Source organism: Streptomyces radicis (genome assembly GCF_003626575.1).
In the GTDB taxonomy this organism is placed as follows: Bacteria; Actinomycetota; Actinomycetes; order Streptomycetales; family Streptomycetaceae; genus Streptomyces; species Streptomyces radicis.
In genome coordinates, this window is record NZ_RBDY01000016.1 from 71,748 (window position 1) to 90,126 (window position 18,379).

General features: G+C 71.5%; 13 protein-coding genes. 11 read left to right on the top strand and 2 right to left on the bottom strand.

What is annotated here, in order from left to right; all coding sequences use genetic code 11:
- The 3 genes from D7318_RS20240 to D7318_RS20250 all read left to right on the top strand — a co-directional run bounded on the left by D7318_RS20240 (position 1) and on the right by D7318_RS20250 (position 4,826).
- Positions 1-1,797, top strand: a complete 1,797-nt coding sequence (locus tag D7318_RS20240; protein WP_120698540.1) for an ATP-binding cassette domain-containing protein — start codon at positions 1-3, stop codon at positions 1,795-1,797.
- Positions 1,798-1,940: 143 nt separating this feature from the next.
- Entirely contained in the window at positions 1,941-2,918 is a 978-nt protein-coding gene (locus tag D7318_RS20245; RefSeq protein ID WP_120698541.1) for a FadR/GntR family transcriptional regulator, read from the top strand.
- A gap of 276 nt (positions 2,919-3,194) precedes the next feature.
- On the top strand, positions 3,195-4,826 hold the full coding sequence (locus D7318_RS20250) for an RNA polymerase sigma factor (protein WP_120698542.1): 1,632 nt from the start codon (positions 3,195-3,197) through the stop codon (positions 4,824-4,826).
- A 259-nt stretch (positions 4,827-5,085) separates the two neighbouring features.
- On the opposite strand, the gene D7318_RS20255 is transcribed toward D7318_RS20250, so the two are convergent.
- On the bottom strand, positions 5,086-5,316 hold the full coding sequence (locus D7318_RS20255) for a DUF7455 domain-containing protein (protein ID WP_113685912.1): 231 nt from the start codon (positions 5,314-5,316) through the stop codon (positions 5,086-5,088).
- A 424-nt stretch (positions 5,317-5,740) separates the two neighbouring features.
- Between D7318_RS20255 and D7318_RS20260 the strand changes: the two genes are divergently transcribed.
- On the top strand, positions 5,741-7,858 hold the full coding sequence (locus D7318_RS20260) for a DNA gyrase/topoisomerase IV subunit B (RefSeq protein ID WP_120698543.1): 2,118 nt from the start codon (positions 5,741-5,743) through the stop codon (positions 7,856-7,858).
- A gap of 33 nt (positions 7,859-7,891) precedes the next feature.
- Here D7318_RS20260 and D7318_RS20265 read toward each other — a convergent pair whose 3' ends face one another.
- A complete protein-coding gene (locus tag D7318_RS20265; RefSeq protein WP_120698544.1) occupies positions 7,892-8,803 on the bottom strand; it encodes a sucrase ferredoxin in 912 nt (303 codons plus the stop codon).
- A gap of 109 nt (positions 8,804-8,912) precedes the next feature.
- On the opposite strand from D7318_RS20265, the gene D7318_RS20270 reads away from it, so the two are divergent.
- The 7 genes from D7318_RS20270 (at position 8,913) to D7318_RS20300 (ending at position 18,369) form a co-directional block, all read left to right on the top strand.
- Positions 8,913-9,932 (top strand): LacI family DNA-binding transcriptional regulator, encoded by a 1,020-nt coding sequence (locus tag D7318_RS20270; RefSeq protein WP_120698545.1) that lies wholly within the window; start codon positions 8,913-8,915, stop codon positions 9,930-9,932.
- A gap of 100 nt (positions 9,933-10,032) precedes the next feature.
- Positions 10,033-11,403 (top strand): ABC transporter substrate-binding protein, encoded by a 1,371-nt coding sequence (locus D7318_RS20275; protein WP_120698592.1) that lies wholly within the window; start codon positions 10,033-10,035, stop codon positions 11,401-11,403.
- A 1-nt stretch (position 11,404) separates the two neighbouring features.
- Positions 11,405-12,340 (top strand): carbohydrate ABC transporter permease, encoded by a 936-nt coding sequence (locus D7318_RS20280; protein WP_120698546.1) that lies wholly within the window; start codon positions 11,405-11,407, stop codon positions 12,338-12,340.
- Positions 12,341-12,352: 12 nt separating this feature from the next.
- On the top strand, positions 12,353-13,222 hold the full coding sequence (locus tag D7318_RS20285) for a carbohydrate ABC transporter permease (RefSeq protein ID WP_120698547.1): 870 nt from the start codon (positions 12,353-12,355) through the stop codon (positions 13,220-13,222).
- An 84-nt stretch (positions 13,223-13,306) separates the two neighbouring features.
- The gene (locus tag D7318_RS20290) at positions 13,307-14,911 is read left to right on the top strand and encodes a glycoside hydrolase family 13 protein (RefSeq protein ID WP_120698548.1); all 1,605 of its coding nucleotides are present in this window, start codon (positions 13,307-13,309) and stop codon (positions 14,909-14,911) included.
- Positions 14,912-14,961: 50 nt separating this feature from the next.
- On the top strand, positions 14,962-17,199 hold the full coding sequence (locus D7318_RS20295) for a discoidin domain-containing protein (RefSeq protein WP_120698549.1): 2,238 nt from the start codon (positions 14,962-14,964) through the stop codon (positions 17,197-17,199).
- An 81-nt stretch (positions 17,200-17,280) separates the two neighbouring features.
- Entirely contained in the window at positions 17,281-18,369 is a 1,089-nt protein-coding gene (locus D7318_RS20300; protein WP_120698550.1) for a CobW family GTP-binding protein, read from the top strand.
- The last annotated feature ends 10 nt before the right edge of the window (positions 18,370-18,379 follow it).

Consider the following 18,379-nt stretch of genomic DNA (forward strand, 5'->3'; position numbering starts at 1 on the left):
ATGATCCAGGCCATCGGACTCACCAGCGCGTCTCGGCGCGACCGACCGCCAGCCGTTGACGATCTCACCTTCGACGCGCGCCCCGGCCATGTGACGATGCTGCTCGGCCCACCGGGAGCCGGGAAGTCCGCCACGCTGCGGCTGATGCTCCAGCTCGCCCCGGGGCGCGGCGTCGCCCTGTTCCGCGGGCGGCCGTTGTCCAGGGTGCCGCACCCCGCCCGGGAGATCGGCGTCCTGCTCGGAGAGGTCGCGGGACACCCGGGGCGCACGGCGCTCGGACACCTGCGGATGCTGGCCGCCGCCGCCGGGGTACCGGCCAGCCGCGCCGAGGACGTCCTCGACGTCGTGGGGCTCAGCGGTCTCGCGGACCAGCGGCTCGGACGGCTCTCCCGGGGGATGGACCGCCGCCTCGGGTTGGCCGCCGCGCTGCTCGGCGACCCCCACACCCTGGTCCTCGACGAGCCGGCGCGGGGACTCTCGCCGCGCGAGAACGCTTGGCTCCAGGGGCTGTTGCGCGGTTACACGGGACAGGGCGGCGCCGTGCTGATCACGGCCAGGGGACCCGAGGAGACCGTCAGGTTCGCCGACCGCGTGGTCAGCATCGAGGCGGGGCGGCTGGTCGCCGACCAGGCGGCGGAGGACTTCGCCAGGGCCCGCCTCCGCCCCCGCGTCGCGGTCATCACCCCGCATGCCGACCGGCTCTCGGCCGCGCTGACACGGGAGTTCCGCGGCGAGGGGCGCCCGGCGGGGGAGGAGCCGGTCGAGGTCCTGCGGGAGTCGGGCACCCGCCTCTCGGTGTTCGGCAGCACCTGTGCCGTCGTCGGGGAGGTCGCCTATCAGCACCGCGTCGTCGTCCACCAACTCGCCGACGAGGTGGGCCCCGCCGGGGACCGCTCTCCGGCCGGGCCCCTGCACCGGGCCGACGGCCGGGCGGAGCCGGGCGAGGCACGGGCCGAGGCCGGGGCCGCGGTGGCGAGCAGTGTGGCGACGGGCGACGTGGAGCTGCCGCCGCCGCTGCCCGCGCTGCCTCCCCCGGGTCCCACGTGGCCCGTCCGGTACGAGCTGCGCCGCTGGGCGGGGGTCCGCACCGCCTGGTGGCTGATGGCGGCCGCGCTGCTGGCCGGGCTCGTCACCGCGCTCGCCCTCGCCTCCTCAGGGACCCAGCCCGCGGAGCGGGTGCTCACCGGCTGGGCGGACCAGCTGCCCCTGCCGCCCGTGGCGATGGTCGCCGGCGTGCTCGGGGCGCTCGCCTTCGGGCAGGAGTTCCGCTTTCCCGCGCTGGTCCCCGCCCGGGTGCCGATCCCGCGGCGGCTGTCCCTGCTGACCGGCAAGCTGGTGGTCTCGGCGGTGGTGGCGTTCCTGCTGTGCTGCGCCGCGATCACGGTCAACTCCACGTCGTTCACCCTGCTGTTCGGCCAGGACATGCCGGTCGACGGGTCATGGGAGTTCGCGCTGCTCGGCACCGCCGCGCTCTCCGTCGGCTGCGCCTGGGCCGGGCTCCTCGCCGCGGGTATCTTCCGCTCGACGCTGGTGGGGCTTGCGGCGGTCGCCGCCGTGCCGTTGGCGCTGGCCCCGGCGCTGCGTTCGCTGCTGCACGGCTGGAGCGGACCGTCCCTCGACGGACTGCCAGGCCGGCTGCACGCGTTGACCTCGCTTCCGTTCCCTTCCGGAGTCGATCGTTGGGTGTCCGCAACGGCGCATCTCGCGTCCCGTCCGATCGGTTGGGCCCTCGGGCTCTCGCTCGCCGTGCTCCTGTGTGGATATGCCCTCGTCAGCCTGCGGAACGGAGTCCGCTGACCGTCAGAGAAGGCCCCGACCAGGCGTCGGACGCGGGGGGTTCCGGCCTCAACACCCGCTTCCCGTGTCCGCATTGCGCAAGACGAGACCATTTGCTTCCGGTTAGGCGTCAATTATGCAGGAGTCGCCGATCACCCTTTCGTGTGCTTTTCACCAAAGACCTCAAGGTGCCAACGAGGGCCGCCGACAAAGGAGGCGTGACTACCCTTGCGCACTCGATGATGACCGCCACTCGCTCCGCCGACTCCGGCCCCGCCGGACCGGGCGAGTTCGACCGCTACTCCTACGCCGAATCCACCGGAGCCGCCCGCATCACCAACGCCCCGGCCTGGGACGGCGACCCGGACATGAGCCGCGTCGGCCGCCGCGCCGCCGGGAGCCGTGGCCGTGGCCTCCACGGCCAACTCGTCCAGCAGCTCGGACAGATGATCGTCTCCGGCGACCTCGGCGCCGACCGGCCGCTCGTTCCCGAGGAGATCGGCCAGCGTTTCGAGGTCTCCCGCACCGTCGTCCGTGAATCCCTCCGCGTCCTCGAGGCCAAGGGCCTCGTCAGCGCGCGCCCCAACGTCGGCACTCGCGTCCGGCCCGTCGGCGACTGGAATCTCCTCGACCCCGACATCATCGAGTGGCGCGCCTTCGGCCCCCAGCGGGAGGACCAGCGCCGGGAGCTGTGCGAGCTCCGCCTCACGATCGAGCCCCTGGCCGCGAGGCTCGCCGCGGTCGACGCCCCGGAGGAGGTCCGCCAGCGCCTCGGCGACATGGTCGACATCATGACCCACACCCTGGGGCAGGGGGACGCCCTCACCTTCTCGCGCGCCGACGCGGAGTTCCACGGCCTGCTCCTCCAGGCCGCCGGGAACAGGATGCTGGAGCACCTCTCCGGCATCGTCGCCGCCGCCCTCCAGGTCTCCGGGGGCGCCGCCTCCGGTTGTGAGCAGCCGACCGAGGCGTCGGTGGCCCTGCACCAGCGGATCGTGGACGCGGTCTCCGCCGGCGACCCCGCCGCCGCCGAGTCCGCGATGCGGCACCTGCTCAGCGCCCCGTCCGAGGCCGCCGCCCCGGCGGGCGGACCGGCCGCCGCGGGCGCGGACCACGTGGTCCCGGCCCCACGCGAACACTGATACGGAAGGGACGGGGGTGTCGCCGGGCCGGATCGGGGCAGGGCTCCGGCGACGCTTCTGCCCCGGCCCGCTACAGTCGAGCGTGCGGTGTGACTCGCGACACGCGAAAGCTGCGTAACGCTTCGGGGAGCAGCGCGATGTTTCAAGAGGTGGCAGCAGTGGCCGGACCGGTGGTCCGCCGCCGCTCCACCGCAGCCGTCGGCTGACCCCGCCGTCGGTGACCGGTCCTGTCCGCTTCGGACGGGGCCCGAAGCCGTTCCCAGAGTTTCCGAGAGGTTGTTCGTGTCGGCCAGTACTTCCCGTGCTCTCCCCGCAGAGATCGCCGAGTCCAATTCTGTGATGGCGCTCATCGAGCGGGGCAAGGCTGAAGGGCAGATCGCCGGCGACGACGTGCGCCGGGCCTTCGAGGCTGACCAGATCCCGGCAACCCAGTGGAAGAACGTTCTGCGCAGCCTCAACCAGATCCTCGACGAGGAGGGCGTGACGCTGATGGTGAATGCCGAGACGTCCAAGCGCACCCGGAAGAGTGTCGCCGCGAAGACCGCGTCCAAGCGCACCGCGACCAAGACGGTCGCGGCGAAGACCACGCCTGCCAAGAAGGCCACGGCCACCGCCCGCCCGGAGGAGCCCGCCATCGGGCTCGAGGACGCCGAGGCCGTCGGAGGCGCGCCCGCCAGGCCCGCCACGAAGAAGCCCACGGCGAAGAAGGCCCCCGCCAAGAAGGCTCCCGCGAAGAAGACCGTGGCCAAGAAGGCTCCGGCCAAGAAGACCGCGGCGAAGAAGACGGCGGCCCCGGGCAAGAAGACGGACTCCAAGAAGGAGATCGTCGACGAGTTCCTCGAGGGCGAGGAAGCGGGCCTCGAAGAGCCCGCGGAGCGGGCCGCCAGGGGCGCCGCCCCGGCCGAGGGCCCCGAGGGCGCCAAGCAGGAGAACGAGGGCTTCGTCCTCTCCGACGACGACGAGGACGACGCCCCGGCGCAGCAGGTCGCCGCCGCGGGCGCGACCGCCGACCCGGTCAAGGACTACCTCAAGCAGATCGGCAAGGTCCCCCTGCTCAATGCCGAGCAGGAGGTGGAGCTGGCCAAGCGCATCGAGGCGGGCCTCTTCGCCGAGGACAAGCTCGCGAGCTCGGACAAGATCGCCCCCAAGCTCCGCCGCGAGCTGGAGATCATCTCCGAGGACGGCCGCCGCGCGAAGAACCACCTGCTGGAGGCGAACCTCCGCCTGGTGGTCTCCCTGGCCAAGCGCTACACGGGCCGCGGCATGCTGTTCCTCGACCTGATCCAGGAGGGGAACCTCGGTCTGATCAGGGCCGTGGAGAAGTTCGACTACACCAAGGGCTACAAGTTCTCCACCTATGCGACCTGGTGGATCCGCCAGGCGATCACCCGCGCCATGGCCGACCAGGCCCGCACCATCCGCATCCCGGTGCACATGGTCGAGGTGATCAACAAGCTCGCCCGCGTCCAGCGGCAGATGCTCCAGGACCTGGGCCGTGAGCCCACCCCGGAGGAGCTGGCCAAGGAGCTGGACATGACGCCGGAGAAGGTCGTCGAGGTCCAGAAGTACGGCCGGGAGCCCATCTCGCTGCACACCCCGCTCGGCGAGGACGGCGACAGCGAGTTCGGTGACCTGATCGAGGACTCCGAGGCGGTCGTCCCGGCGGACGCGGTGAGCTTCACCCTGTTGCAGGAGCAGCTGCACTCCGTGCTCGACACGCTCAGCGAGCGCGAGGCCGGAGTGGTCTCCATGCGCTTCGGCCTCACCGACGGCCAGCCCAAGACGCTGGACGAGATCGGCAAGGTCTACGGGGTCACCCGGGAGCGCATCCGGCAGATCGAGTCCAAGACCATGTCGAAGCTCCGCCACCCGTCCCGCTCGCAGGTTCTGCGGGACTACCTGGACTGAGGAGCGCCGGGGCCGGTCCCGGGCCCCCACAACGCCGACGGCGGCGGTGGTACGCACCCCCGGGGTGCGTACCACCGCCGCCGTCGGCGTTCGCGCGTCAGGGGCGCGCGGACGCCCGGAGGGACAAGAACGATCAGGCCCGACGATCCGGCCCGACAAGGCAACGGGCGGTCACCCCGAGTGACGAGGGGAGACCGCCCGACATCCGGCGTGGGCGGCCGGACGCAGCCCGTCGGTGGTGGAGACGCGAGACGTCAGGTCAACGTTCGTCGTTGCTCGCGGACGCGGGAGTCGCCGTCAGCTTCTCCGTCTCGTCCTGTATCTCAGCGGCGATCTTCTTGAGCTCGGGCTCGAACTTGCGGCCGTGGTGGGCGCAGAACAGCAGCTCTCCGCCACTGATGAGGACCACGCGGAGATACGCCTGGGCACCACAGCGATCGCAGCGGTCCCCGGCCGTCAGCGGGGTCGCGGGGGTCAGAACAGTAGTCACGTCGCCTCTTCTCTAGCTCGACGAGCTGTCGTACCAGGGACAACATCCAACCAGGCCGAGAACGTTCCCGCTCGCGGCTTCTCGGCGAAAAAATCTTCCGAGATGGCCAAACGCTGCCGTATGGCGGCGAAAGAGCCGTATTGCGGTAGTTGTTTCGTGTAAGCGTTGTCTGGTGGTTCTTATTCCGGCTACTTCCGTGTACCCGGGCTCCCCTCCTTCGTTCAGGAGGACGTGCCCGAACCCTAAATGGTTCATGCCTCGAAGGGAACGTGATGTTGGCGTCACCCGGCCGAGTCATCGAACACGTGAGCGACTCTGGGTTACCCTGATACTTCTCGGGTAGCTGCACAACCGCTCTACAGGGCCTCGGTACCCTCTGAGCGGCACTCTGCCACCGATCAGGATTCAGCGAGGAGCGAACTGCGTGACCGCCGACACGTCCGTGCCATCGACCGCACTGCTGACCGGATCCGATCCCGGGGGCAACTACACCGCGCGGCACCTGCTCGTCCTCGAGGGCCTCGAGGCGGTGCGCAAGCGCCCCGGGATGTACATCGGGTCAACGGACAGTCGCGGTCTGATGCACTGCCTGTGGGAGATCATCGACAACGCCGTGGACGAGGCGCTCGGCGGCCACTGCGACCGCATCGAGGTGCTGCTGCGCGACGACGGCTCGGTCGAGGTCAGGGACAACGGGCGCGGCATCCCGGTCGACGTCGAGCCCAAGACGGGCCTCTCGGGCGTCGAGGTGGTCATGACCAAGCTGCACGCCGGTGGGAAGTTCGGCGGGGGCTCCTACGCCGCCTCGGGCGGCCTGCACGGCGTCGGCGCCTCCGTGGTGAACGCCCTGTCCGCCCGTCTCGACGTCGAGGTGGACCGCGGCGGCCGCACGCACGCGATCAGCTTCAGGCGCGGCACCCCCGGGATCTTCACGGAGTGGGGCCCGGACGCGCCGTTCGACCCCAGCAGCGGGCTGCTCAAGGGCAAGAAGATCCCCAAGACCCGTACGGGTACCCGCGTGCGGTACTGGGCGGACCGGCAGATCTTCCTCAAGGACGCCAAGCTCTCCCTGGAGACGCTGCACGCCCGCGCCCGGCAGACGGCGTTCCTCGTGCCGGGGCTGACCATCACGGTGCGTGACGAGCGGGGCGTGGACGGCGCCGAGGCGTCCGACGAGGTCTTCAGGTACGACGGCGGCATCAGTGAGTTCTGCGAGTACCTGGCGCCCGACAAGCCCGTGTGCGACGTGCTGCGGCTGACCGGCCAGGGCACGTTCAAGGAGACCGTCCCGGTCCTGGACGACCGCGGCCACATGATCCCCACCGAGGTCAGGCGCGACCTCGAGGTGGACGTCGCGCTGCGCTGGGGCACGGGCTACGACACGACACTCAAGTCGTTCGTCAACATCATCGCCACCCCCAAGGGTGGCACCCACGTCGCGGGGTTCGAGCGGGCCGTGCGCACGACCGTGAACGACGTGCTGCGCTCCGCGAAGCTCCTGCGCGTCGCCGAGGACGACATCACCAAGGACGACGCCATCGAGGGCCTCACGGCGGTGGTGACCGTCCGGCTGGCCGAGCCGCAGTTCGAGGGGCAGACCAAGGAGGTGCTCGGCACCTCGGCCGCGGCGCGCATCGTGTCGAACGTGGTGGCGAAGGAGCTGAAGGAGTTCCTGACGTCGACCAAGCGGGACGCCAAGCAGCAGGCCCGCGCGGTGCTCGACAAGGTCGTGGCAGCCGCCCGCACGCGCATCGCGGCGCGGCAGCACAAGGAGGCGCAGCGCCGCAAGACGGCCCTGGAGTCCTCGGCGCTCCCCGCCAAGCTGGCCGACTGCCGCAGCGACGAGGTGGACCGCAGCGAGCTGTTCATCGTCGAGGGCGACAGCGCCCTCGGCACGGCCAAGCTCGCGCGGAACTCCGAGTTCCAGGCGCTGCTGCCCATCCGCGGCAAGATCCTCAACGTCCAGAAGTCCTCGGTCTCCGACATGCTCAAGAACGCCGAGTGCAGCGCCATCATCCAGGTGATAGGAGCCGGGTCGGGGCGGACGTTCGACATCGACCAGGCGCGTTACGGCCGGGTGATCTTCCTCGCGGACGCCGACGTGGACGGCGCGCACATCCGCTGTCTGCTGCTCACCCTCTTCCAGCGCTACATGCGGCCGATGGTCGAGCAGGGCCGCGTCTTCTCCGCCGTGCCGCCGCTGCACCGGATCGAGCTGAGCAACCCCAGGCGGGGCCAGGACAAGTACGTCTACACCTATTCCGACCAGGAGCTGCGCGACACGCTGCTCGACCTGGAGCGCAGGAAGGTCCGCCACAAGGACTCGATCCAGCGCTACAAGGGCCTGGGGGAGATGGACGCCGACCAGCTCGCCGAGACCACGATGGACCCGCGCAAGCGGACCCTGCGCCGGATCAACATCAGCGATCTCGAGGCGGCCGAAGAGGCGTTCAGCCTGCTGATGGGGAACGAGGTGGCTCCCCGCCGTGAGTTCATCTCCAGCTCCGCCGCCACCCTGGACCGCTCGCGCATCGACACCTGAGCGGGCCGCCCCGGCTCGCCGGGCGCGGCGGGCTCAGGGCAGGCGTTCCATGGCCCGCGCGGTGAGCCGGGCGACGGGCGCCGGCGCCGCCCCGCACGAGGCGGGGGCCGCCGCCCCGGTCGGCCCCTCGGCGAGCGTCACCGACCAGCGGCGGCCATCGGCGTGGGAGACGGTCGCCGTCCACGCCGCGCCCTCGCCCGTGGCGTCCTGGGCGCGCGAGGTGATGACCTCCGTCAGGGCGTCGGCCCCCTCCTCGCCGATCAGGGCCCGCACGGCCAGCTCGGCCGCCTGCCCGGGGCGGTCCCACGTGGAGCGCCCGCGGCAGCCCTCGAGGGCGACGCGCCCCCGGGCCAGCGCCGCCACGGTGTTCTTGACGCCGACCGGGGTCATCCGGCCGTAGGCGTACCCGTGCGGCAGTGTCAGCAGGGTGGGGGAGAAGCGGTGGCCGCCGAGGTGGGTGATCTCCCAGACGTCGGCGCCGCCCGCGGTGGCGACCTCGGCGGCCAGCGGGCGCCCCAGCAGGGCGCAGCAGCGGTCGCGGGTGCCGTTGGTGCACACCAGGACGAGGGGGGCGCCGTCGTAGGGCTCCCCGATCCCGTCGTGGTGACCCTGCGCGAGCCTGGCGAAGTCGAGGCCGGTGAGCCGCGCGGGGTCGGTGTCGGCGAGGACGCGGATCCAGGCGTTGCCCGGCGCGGTGTGCGCGAGGAAGGCGCGTCGGCCGCCGGTGGTGCGCCCCGGGCGCCTGATGAGGGCCACGCGCACCCCGGCGCTTCCGTCCGCCGCCGCGCTCAGCGCAGCGCCCACCTCGGGGTCGAGGCGGCTCCGGAGGAGGGCCTTGGCGCCCCAGGGGCCGGGCTGCTCGACCAGCAGCCATGTCCTGGCGGTGGCCGCGGTGCCGGCGAGGGGCTCGGCCCACGCCAGTGAGGCGGCGGTGCACGTGCTCACACAGGTAAGGCTAACCTCTGCTGTCACACGGGCCCCGGGCGGCGGTCGCCCGCTGGTCGATGATGGGTGCACGCAATTCGCTTGCGTCGCTTGCGTTATTCTTGCGGGCATGACGCGACGACTTGCCCAGGTGGCGCAGAAGGTGGGCGTGAGCGAGGCCACGGTCAGCCGGGTCCTCAACGGCAAGCCGGGGGTCTCCGAGGCCACCCGGCAGGCCGTCCTCACCGCGCTCGACGTGCTCGGCTACGAGCGGCCGACGCAGCTGCGCGGGGAGCGCGGCAGGCTGGTCGGCCTGGTTCTGCCGGAGCTCCAGAACCCGATCTTCCCGGCGTTCGCCGAGGTGCTCGGCGGCGTGCTGGCCCAGCGCGGCCTGGTGCCCGTGCTGTGCACCCAGACGCCGGGGGGCATCCAGGAGACCGACTACGTCGACCTGCTCCTCCAACAGCAGGTCTCCGGCGTGGTGTTCGCCGGTGGCCTCTACGCGCAGGCCGACGCCTCGCACGAGCACTACAGGCTCCTGGCCGAACGCCGCCTGCCGGTCGTGCTGATCAACGCGTCGGTGCCGGGGCTCGGCTTCCCCCGGGTCTCCTGCGACGACGCCGTCGCGGTCGAGCAGGCGTGGCGCCACCTGGTGTCGCTCGGCCACGAGCGGATCGGTCTCGTCCTCGGGCCCGTCGACCACATCCCCTCGCAGCGCAAGCTCGAGGCGGCCAGGGCAGCCGCCAGGGCGGGCGGCGGGGAGCTGCCCGACGAGCGGGTGGCGCGGGCGATGTACACGCTCGAGGGCGGGCAGGCCGCGACGTCCACGCTCCTGGACCGCGGCGTGACGGGGGTGATCTGCGCCAGCGACGTGATAGCGCTCGGCGCGGTCAGGGCGGCCAGGCGCCGCGGCCTCGCGGTCCCCGACGACCTGTCCGTGGTCGGCTTCGACGACTCGTCGCTCATGCCGTGCACGTCCCCTCCGCTGTCCACCGTGCGCCAGCCGATCGAGGCGATCGGGCGCGCCGCGGTGGAGGTGCTGGTCGCGCAGTTCGGCGGTCGCGACGTCTCCCGCGACGAGCTGCTGTTCGAGCCCGAGCTGGTCGTGCGCGAGTCGACAGGCCCCGCGCCACGGCGGGACAACAGCTAGCAGTCAGTTTTTTGCAATCTAAGCTCAGTATATTGCGCGCTGCTGACATCGGTGGTTGAGTGTCGCCCACTTCCCGGCCATGCTCACCAAGGGGACACCGATGTCATCCAGTGCTTACCGGCATGTGCGCCGCTGCGTCGCGACCGTCGCCGTTCTCGCCGTCGGCCTGACCGCCTGCTCGTCCGACGACGGCGGCGGTGAGGGCGGGGACGGCAGGATCCGGCTCGACATCAACGGCATGCCTCCGAACACCGACGCGCTCGAGCTGGCGGTGTTCAACGAGGAGGTCGAGGCGTTCGAGGCGGCGCACCCCGACATCGACATCGTCCCGCACGAGGGCTTCATGGAGCCGGAGACGTTCAACACCCGCATCGCGGGCGGCGAGCTCGAGGACGTCTTCTACGTCTACTTCACCGATCCCGCCCGCATCATCGAGCAGGGCTACGCCGCGGATGTCACCGACTTCATGGACGCCCACCCGGAGTTCGAGGAGATACGGCCCGAGCTGCATCAGGTGTTCCAGGACGAGGAGGGCCGCCAGTTCGGGATCCCCACGGCCAACTACTCGATGGGTCTGCTCTACAACCGCGACCTGTTCGGCGAGGCCGGGCTCGACCCCGACGCGCCGCCCACCACGTGGGAAGAGGTCCGCGAGGCGTCCGACGCGATCGCGGGACTCGGCGGTGGCACGGTCGGCTACGGCGAGTGCACCATCGAGAACACCGGCGGCTGGCACCTGACCGCGAGCATCTACTCCAAGGGCGGCCAGGTCGCCGAGCGGGACGGCGAGGCCTGGCGCGCGGCGTTCGACTCCCCCGAGACGGTCGAGCTGCTCGAGAACCTCCAGGCCATGCGCTGGGAGGACGACTCCATGGGCAGCGAGCAGCTGCGCACCTGCGAGGACCTGATGATCCAGATGGGCGCGGGTCAGCTCGGCATGTACCTCGCCGCCCCCGACAACATCCCGATGATCGTCCGGCAGTACGAGGGCACCTACGAGAACCTCGGCCTCGCGCCCGTCCCCGACGGCCAGGGCACGCTGATCGGCGGCGAGGGCTACATGATCAACGCCAACGCCTCGGACGAGCAGATCGAGGCGGCCATGACATGGCTCCAGTGGCGCTTCGTCAACGCCGATGAGATCGAGCGGCGCGTCCTGAACACCCTGGAGGACGACCTGCCCGTCGGCCTGCCGATGCCCCCCACCCCCGACATCTGGGTGGACGGCGCGACCCGCGACGGCGTCGAGGCGCTCAAGGCGGAGCACGCCAACGTCCCGGTCGGCAACGTCCAGCCGTTCATGGACGCGGCCACCCGGATCGAGGGCCACATCGAGCCGCCGCGGGCCCAGGAGGTCTACGCGATCCTCGACAACGTCGTGCAGGGCGTGCTGACCGAGGAGGGCGCCGACATCCGGGCGCTGCTCGACGAGGCCGAGACCGCCGTCAACCGGATGTACGAAACCGCCTGACATGACCGCGCCCGCCACCGTGACCAAGGGTCACGGACGAGAGGCGAGCCGACGCCGCGGCCCCGAGCGGCGGCGTCGGCTCACCGAGAACGTCACCGCGTACGGCTTCCTGTGCGCCGCGCTCGTGGTCTTCGCCCTCTTCGCCTGGTACCCCGTCGTCCGGAATGTGATCCTCAGCTTCCAGGAGGTCAACTTCGTCCGGGGTTCGAGCTGGGTGGGCCTGGAGAACTTCGCCCATGTCCTCGACGACCCGCTGTTCGGCACGGCGTGGCGCAACAGCGCGTTGTTCACGCTCTACGCCCTGGTGCTCGGATTCGCCGTCCCCTTTCTCACCGCCGTGCTGATCAACGAATTCCGGCACGCCCGCGCCTACTTCCGGATCCTGGTCTATCTGCCGGTGATGCTCCCGCCGGTGGTCGTGGCCCTGATGTGGCGTTGGTTCTATCTGCCGGAGGGCGGCCTCATCAACGAGGTCCTCGGCTCCGTCAACCTGCCGACGTCCCAGTGGCTCAACTCGGCCGACACCTCGCTCATCTCGCTGGTGATCGTCTCCACCTGGGCCAACATGGGCACCGCGACGCTCATTCATCTGGCGGCGCTCCAGACCATTCCCGGGGATTTGTACGAGGCCGCCGAGCTCGACGGCGCGAGCATCTGGCGGCGGGTGTGGCATGTGACGATCCCGCAGACGCGCTTTGTGATCCTGATGCTGCTTCTTCTCCAGATCGTGGCGACGATGCAGGTGTTCACCGAGCCATTCGTCATGACCGGTGGCGGACCCCAGGATTCCACGGTCACGGTGATGCTCCTCATCTACCGCTATGCCTTCGTCTACAACAACTTCGGCGCGGCCAGCGCCATGAGCCTGCTCCTGCTCGCCGTGCTCGCCGTCTTCTCCGCCGCCTATCTGCGGGTCACCCGCGGCCGACAGAGCTGAGAGGGGATCCCGATGCGTACCCTGGTCCGCCCCGCGGTGCTCAGGACGCCGCGCGGTCGGCTGGTCTACTGGTCGCTGCTGGTCGTGGCGCTGCTGGCGTTCACCGTCGCGTTCATCATCCCGCTCTACTGGATGACGACCGGCGGTATGAAGAGCTCGCCCGAGCTGGCCCGCAATCCACCGACCTACGTACCCGAGCAGTGGCATCCGGGCAACTACGCCGACGCGTGGGACGAATTGGACCTCGCCACATACTTCGGCAACACCATCGTCCTGATCGGTGGCGCCTGGCTGCTCGGCCTCGCCGTTCAGCTACCGGCCGCCTATGCCCTCTCGAAGCTCAGGCCGCGTTTCGGCAACGTCATTCTCGGGCTGATGCTGATCACGCTCATGGTGCCGGCCACGGTCCTGCTCATCCCGACCTATCTCACCGTCTCCGACGTGCCGATATTCGGCACCAACCTCATCAACGAACCGGCCGCGGTCTGGCTCCCCGCGGCGGCCAACGCGTTCAACATCTATGTCCTCAAGAACTTCTTCGACCAGATACCGAACGACCTTCTCGATGCCGCGAGAATCGACGGGGCCGGGCCTTTCGCCACGATGTGGCGCATCATCCTTCCCCTTTCGCGCCCCATCATCGCCGTGGTGTCGATCCTCTCCATCTCGGCCCTCTGGCGGGATTTCCTCTGGCCGCTCGTCGTCCTTCCCGACCCGGCCGAGCAGCCCATCACCGTCTATCTCCAGCGGATAGCTGACACCACCTCGCTCAACCTGCTGATCGCCGGGCTGGTCCTGGCCAGCATTCCTCTCGTGGCGATCTTCCTGATATTCCAGCGACAGATACTCGCCGGCCTCACCGCGGGCAGCCTCAAGGGCTGATCCCCCCGCGACCCGATCGAAGCCGATCGCTATCCGATCGGGCTGATCGCACCCGATCGCACCTGATCACCGAAAGGACGGCCCGTGCCGCACAACCCCTCCGCATGGTGGCGGACCGCCGCCATCTACCAGGTCTATCCACGGTCGTTCGCCGACGGCGACGGCGACGGCACCGGCGACCTCGCCGGGGTCCGCGCCCGGCTGCCCTACCTCGCCGCGCTCGGCGTCGAGGCGCTGTGGTTCACGCCCTGGTACGTCTCGCCGCTCGCCGACGGCGGCTACGACGTGGCGGACTACCGGGCCATCGACCCGGCGTTCGGCACCCTGGACGAGGCGGAGAAGCTGATCTCCGAGGCGCGCCAGCTCGGCCTGCGCACCATCGTCGACGTCGTCCCCAACCATGTCTCCGACGAGCACGCGTGGTTCAGGGCGGCGCTCGACGCCCCGCCTGGCAGCTCCGAGCGCGAGCTGTTCCACTTCCGCCCCGGGCGCGGCCCGAACGGCGACGAGCCGCCGAACGCCTGGCGCTCGGAGTTCGGCGGCCCGGCCTGGAGCCGCACCGAGGCCGCCGACGGCGCGCCGGGGGAGTGGTACCTGCACCTCTTCGCTCCCGGGCAGCCCGACCTCAACTGGGCCCACCCGCGCGTCCGCCGGGAGCACGAGGACATCCTCCGCTTCTGGTTCGACCGCGGCGCCGCGGGCATCCGCATCGACTCGGCCGCCCTGCTCGCCAAGGCCCCCGACCTGCCGGACTTCGAGCCGGGGCGCGACCCGCACCCCTATGTGGACCGCGACGAGCTGCACGACATCTACCGCTCGTGGCGCTCCGTCGCCGACGCCTACGACGGCGTGCTCATCGGCGAGCTGTGGCTCCCCGACGTCGAGCGGTTCGCGCGGTATCTGCGCCCCGACGAGCTGCACACGGCGTTCAACTTCGACTTCCTGTCGCGCCCCTGGGCGCCCGACGAGCTGCGCGCCTCCATCGACGCCACGCTCGCCGCCCACGCCGGGGTGGGCGCCCCCGCCACGTGGGTGCTCTGCAACCACGACGTGACCCGCACCGTCACGCGCTACGGCCGCGCCGAGACGGGCTTCGCGTTCGCCGCCAAGCGCTTCGGCACCCCCACCGACCTGGCCCTCGGCACCCGCAGGGCCAGGGCGGCGGCCCTGCTCACCCTCGCCCTGCCGGGCGCCGTCTACATCTACCAGGGCGAGGAACTCGGCCTGCCCGAGGCCGAGATCCCCCGCGACCGCGTCACCGACCCCATGCACGACAGGTCGGGCGGCGTCGACCCGGGCCGCGACGGCTGCCGCGTTCCGCTGCCCTGGGAGGGCGAGCGGCCCCCTTACGGCTTCGGCGGGCGCGACACCTGGCTGCCCCAGCCCGCCGACTGGGCGCCCTACACCGCGGCGCGGCAGGAGAACGACCCCGACTCCATGCTCAGCCTCTACCGCACCGCCCTGCGGCTGCGGCGCGGCTGGGCCGACCCCGGCACGGAGGCGCTGACCTGGCTCGAGGGCGAGCCTGGGCTGCTCGCCTTCGCCCGCGCCGACGGGCTGATCTGTGCCGTCAACCTGGCGGGTGAGCCCGTTCCGCTCCCCGCCCACACAGCCGTCCTGCTCAGCAGCGGTCCGCTGGACGACGCGGCCCTGCTGCCGCCGGACACGGCGGCCTGGCTGCGGGGCTGACCCCCGCGGCGAGGCCGCCACCCACCCCACCCCCCACGGAAGGGAATGTCATGACCGCACCACAAGCAGCGCGGCGGTCCCGTCCGCGCCTGCGTGCGGCGCTCACCGTCGGAGCGTGTGCGGCCGTTCTCGGCGCCTTCGGGGCGGCGGCCCCGGTCCAGGGCGCCGAGGCGGCGCGGCCGTCCGCCGCGACAGCCGACGTCTCCCCACTGGCCGGCGCCGACCTCCCCTTCGTCTCCCAGGAGGCGGAGGACGCCGACCACAACGGCACCGTGATCGGTCCCGACCACACCCAGGGCACCGTCGCCTCCGAGGCGTCGGGCCGCCAGGCGGTGCGGATCGCCTCGGGCCAGCACGTGGAGTTCACGCTCGACGAGCCGGCCAACGCGATCACCGTCGTCTACAGCCTCCAGGACGGCGCCTCCGGCACCCTGTCGGTGTACGCCGAAGGGCAGCGGCTCGACCAGCGCCTCGACGTCACCTCCCGGTACGCCTACTTCGACGCCCCGTGGATCGCCGGGTCGAAGACGCACCACTTCTTCAACCACGGCCGACTGCTCCTCGGCCAGGACCTCGCCGCGGGCGACACCGTCACGCTCCGGGTGGACCCGGGCGACACCGCGGGCGACTACACGATCGACTCGGTCGACTTCGAGCAGGTGGCCGCGCCCGCCTCGCCGCCCCCCGGCGCGCTCGACGTCACCTCCCTCGGCGCCGACCCCAGCGGCCAGGCGGACTCCACCCAGGCGTTCGTCCAGGCCGTGGCCCAGGGCCGCGGCGGCACGGTGTGGATCCCGCCGGGCACCTACCGCGTCGAGCAGCCGCTCTACGTCGAGAACGTCACCCTGCGCGGCGCGGGCAACTGGCACTCGATCGTGCGCAGCTCCCGCTTCATCAACCAGGGCCAGTCCCCCGGCGACGTCCACCTCGCCGACTTCGCCGTCGTGGGCGACGTCACCCAGCGCGTGGACAGCGACCCCGACAACGCCGTCAACGGCAGCCTCGGGCCCGGCTCGTCGGTCTCCGGCCTGTGGCTCCAGCGCCTCAAGGTCGGCCTGTGGATGACCGGCACCAACGACGGCCTGGTCGTGGAGGACAACCGCATCGTCGACATGGCGGCCGACGGCCTCAACCTCAACGGCAACGCCGACGACATCACCGTGCGGAACAACTACGTCCGCAACACCGGTGACGACGCGCTCGCCATGTGGTCGCTGCCCCAGATCAACCGCGACGCGACGTTCGACAGCAACACCGTGATCCAGCCCAACCTGGCCAACGGCATCGCGATCTACGGCGGCGAGAACATCAGCGTCACCAACAACCACGTCCAGGACACCAACGCCCTGGGCAGCGGCATCGCCATCTCCAACCAGGCGTTCCTCCAGCCGTTCTTCCCCCTCGCCGGCACCATCACCGTGCACGGCAACACGCTCGTGCGCACCGGGGCCATGAACCCCAACTGGAACCACCCCATGTCCGCGCTGCGCGTCGACCCCTACAACCACCCGATCGAGGCGGACGTCAGGATCACCGACACCACGGTGATCGACAGCCCGTGGAGCGCGTTCCAGTTCGTCTCGGGCGGCGGCACGGGGCTCGCGGCCGACCGCGTCACGATCGACGGCGCCACCGTGCGGAACGTCGGCACCGTCGTCTTCCAGGCCGAGACCACGGGATCCGCCACCATCAGCGGCGTGACCGCCACGGGCGTCGGCGTGACCGGCGTCTACAACTGCCCCTATCCGACCGGCATCGCCCCGATGCGGCTCGACGACGGCGGCGGGAACTCCGGCTGGGACGGCGAGTGGACCGACTGCTCGACCTGGCCCCAGCCCGGCGACACCCCGGGCGAGCCCGACCCCGACCGCAACCTCGCGGCGGGCAGGCCCGTCACCGTCACCAGCCACACCGATGTCCACAGCGGCCCCAACGCCGTGGACGGCAACGCCTCCACCTACTGGGAGTCCGCCAACCACAGCTTCCCTGAGACCCTGACCGTCGACCTCGGCGCGCCGACCGAGGTGGGCCGCGTGGTCCTGAAGCTGCCCCCGCCCGCGGCCTGGGAGACCCGCTCGCAGACCATCACGATCCGCGGCGGCGACCAGCCGGGATCCCTCACCGACCTGGTCGCCTCACGGCTCTACACCTTCGACCCCGCCCGCGGCAACGAGGTCGCCCAGACCCTGCCGGGCTCCACCGAAGTGCGCTACCTGCACCTCGTGTTCACCGCCAACACGGGCTGGCCCGCGGGTCAGCTCGCCGAGCTGGAGGCGTACGCCTCCTGACGCCGGATCCCCCGGGGCGGCATCCCGGCGGCGCGCCTCTCCGGCGCCGCCGGGGTGCCCGCCCGGCGTATCGTTCGACGCATGCATGGCATCAACGGCCGGGGCGCGCAAGGCCGCAGGATCCCGGTCATCGTGCTGGCCGGCTTCCTGGGCGCGGGCAAGACCACGCTCCTCAACCACCTGCTGCGCAACCGCTCCGGCGTCCGCATCGGCGCCGTCGTCAACGACTTCGGGTCCATCCCCGTGGACGCCATGACCGTGGCGGGACAGGTCGACGCGATGGCCTCCTTCGGCAACGGCTGCCTGTGCTGCGCCGTCGACACCGAGGACCTGGACGCGGCCCTTGACCGGCTCGCCCGCCCCGAGGCCGCGATCGACCTGCTCGTGGTCGAGGCCAGCGGCCTCGCCGAGCCCCCCGCGCTGATCCGGATGATCCTCGCCAGCGAGAACGACCGCATCGTCTACGGCGGCCTCGTCCTGGTCGTGGACGCCGCCGAGCCCGCGGGCACCCGCCACCCCGGCGTCGCCGACCTCATCGTCCTCAACAAGACCGACCGCGTGGACGGGGCGACGCGCCTGGCCCTCGCCGCCGAGCTGCGGCGGCGCGGCGGCGGCGCCCCGGTCGTCGAGGCCGCGCACGGGCGCGTGGACCCCCGGCTGCTGTTCGACCCCGAGGCCGCGGGCGAGCCCGCGCGGGGGCCGCGGCAGCTGTCGTTCGCCGACCTCGACGCGGCGGCCACCGCGGACGACCACCCGCACACCCACCACGAGAGCGTGGCGTTCACGGCCGGGACGCCGCTCGCGCCAGGCCCGTTGATGCGCTTCTTCGACGAGCGGCCGCCTGGCCTCTACCGGATCAAGGGCTTCGTCCAGGTGGGCGCCGAGCGCTTCGCCGTCCACGCCGTCGGGCGGTTCCTGCGCTTCTACCCCGCCTCGCCCGATGGCGGCACCGAGCTGGTCCTCATCGGCTCCGGCATCGACGCGGGGGCGCTGCGCAAGGAGCTCGACGCGTGCGTCGCCGCCCCCGGGGCCCCGGAGGGCGCCGAAGGGGGCCGCGCCCACGGGGAGTTCCTCCGGTATGTCGACCATGGCGACCCGGCGGACCCGGCCGACCCCGCCGATCGCGTCGAGGTGGAGGACCCCGAGGGCGCGGCCGACCCCAGGGGCTGACCGCCGCGCG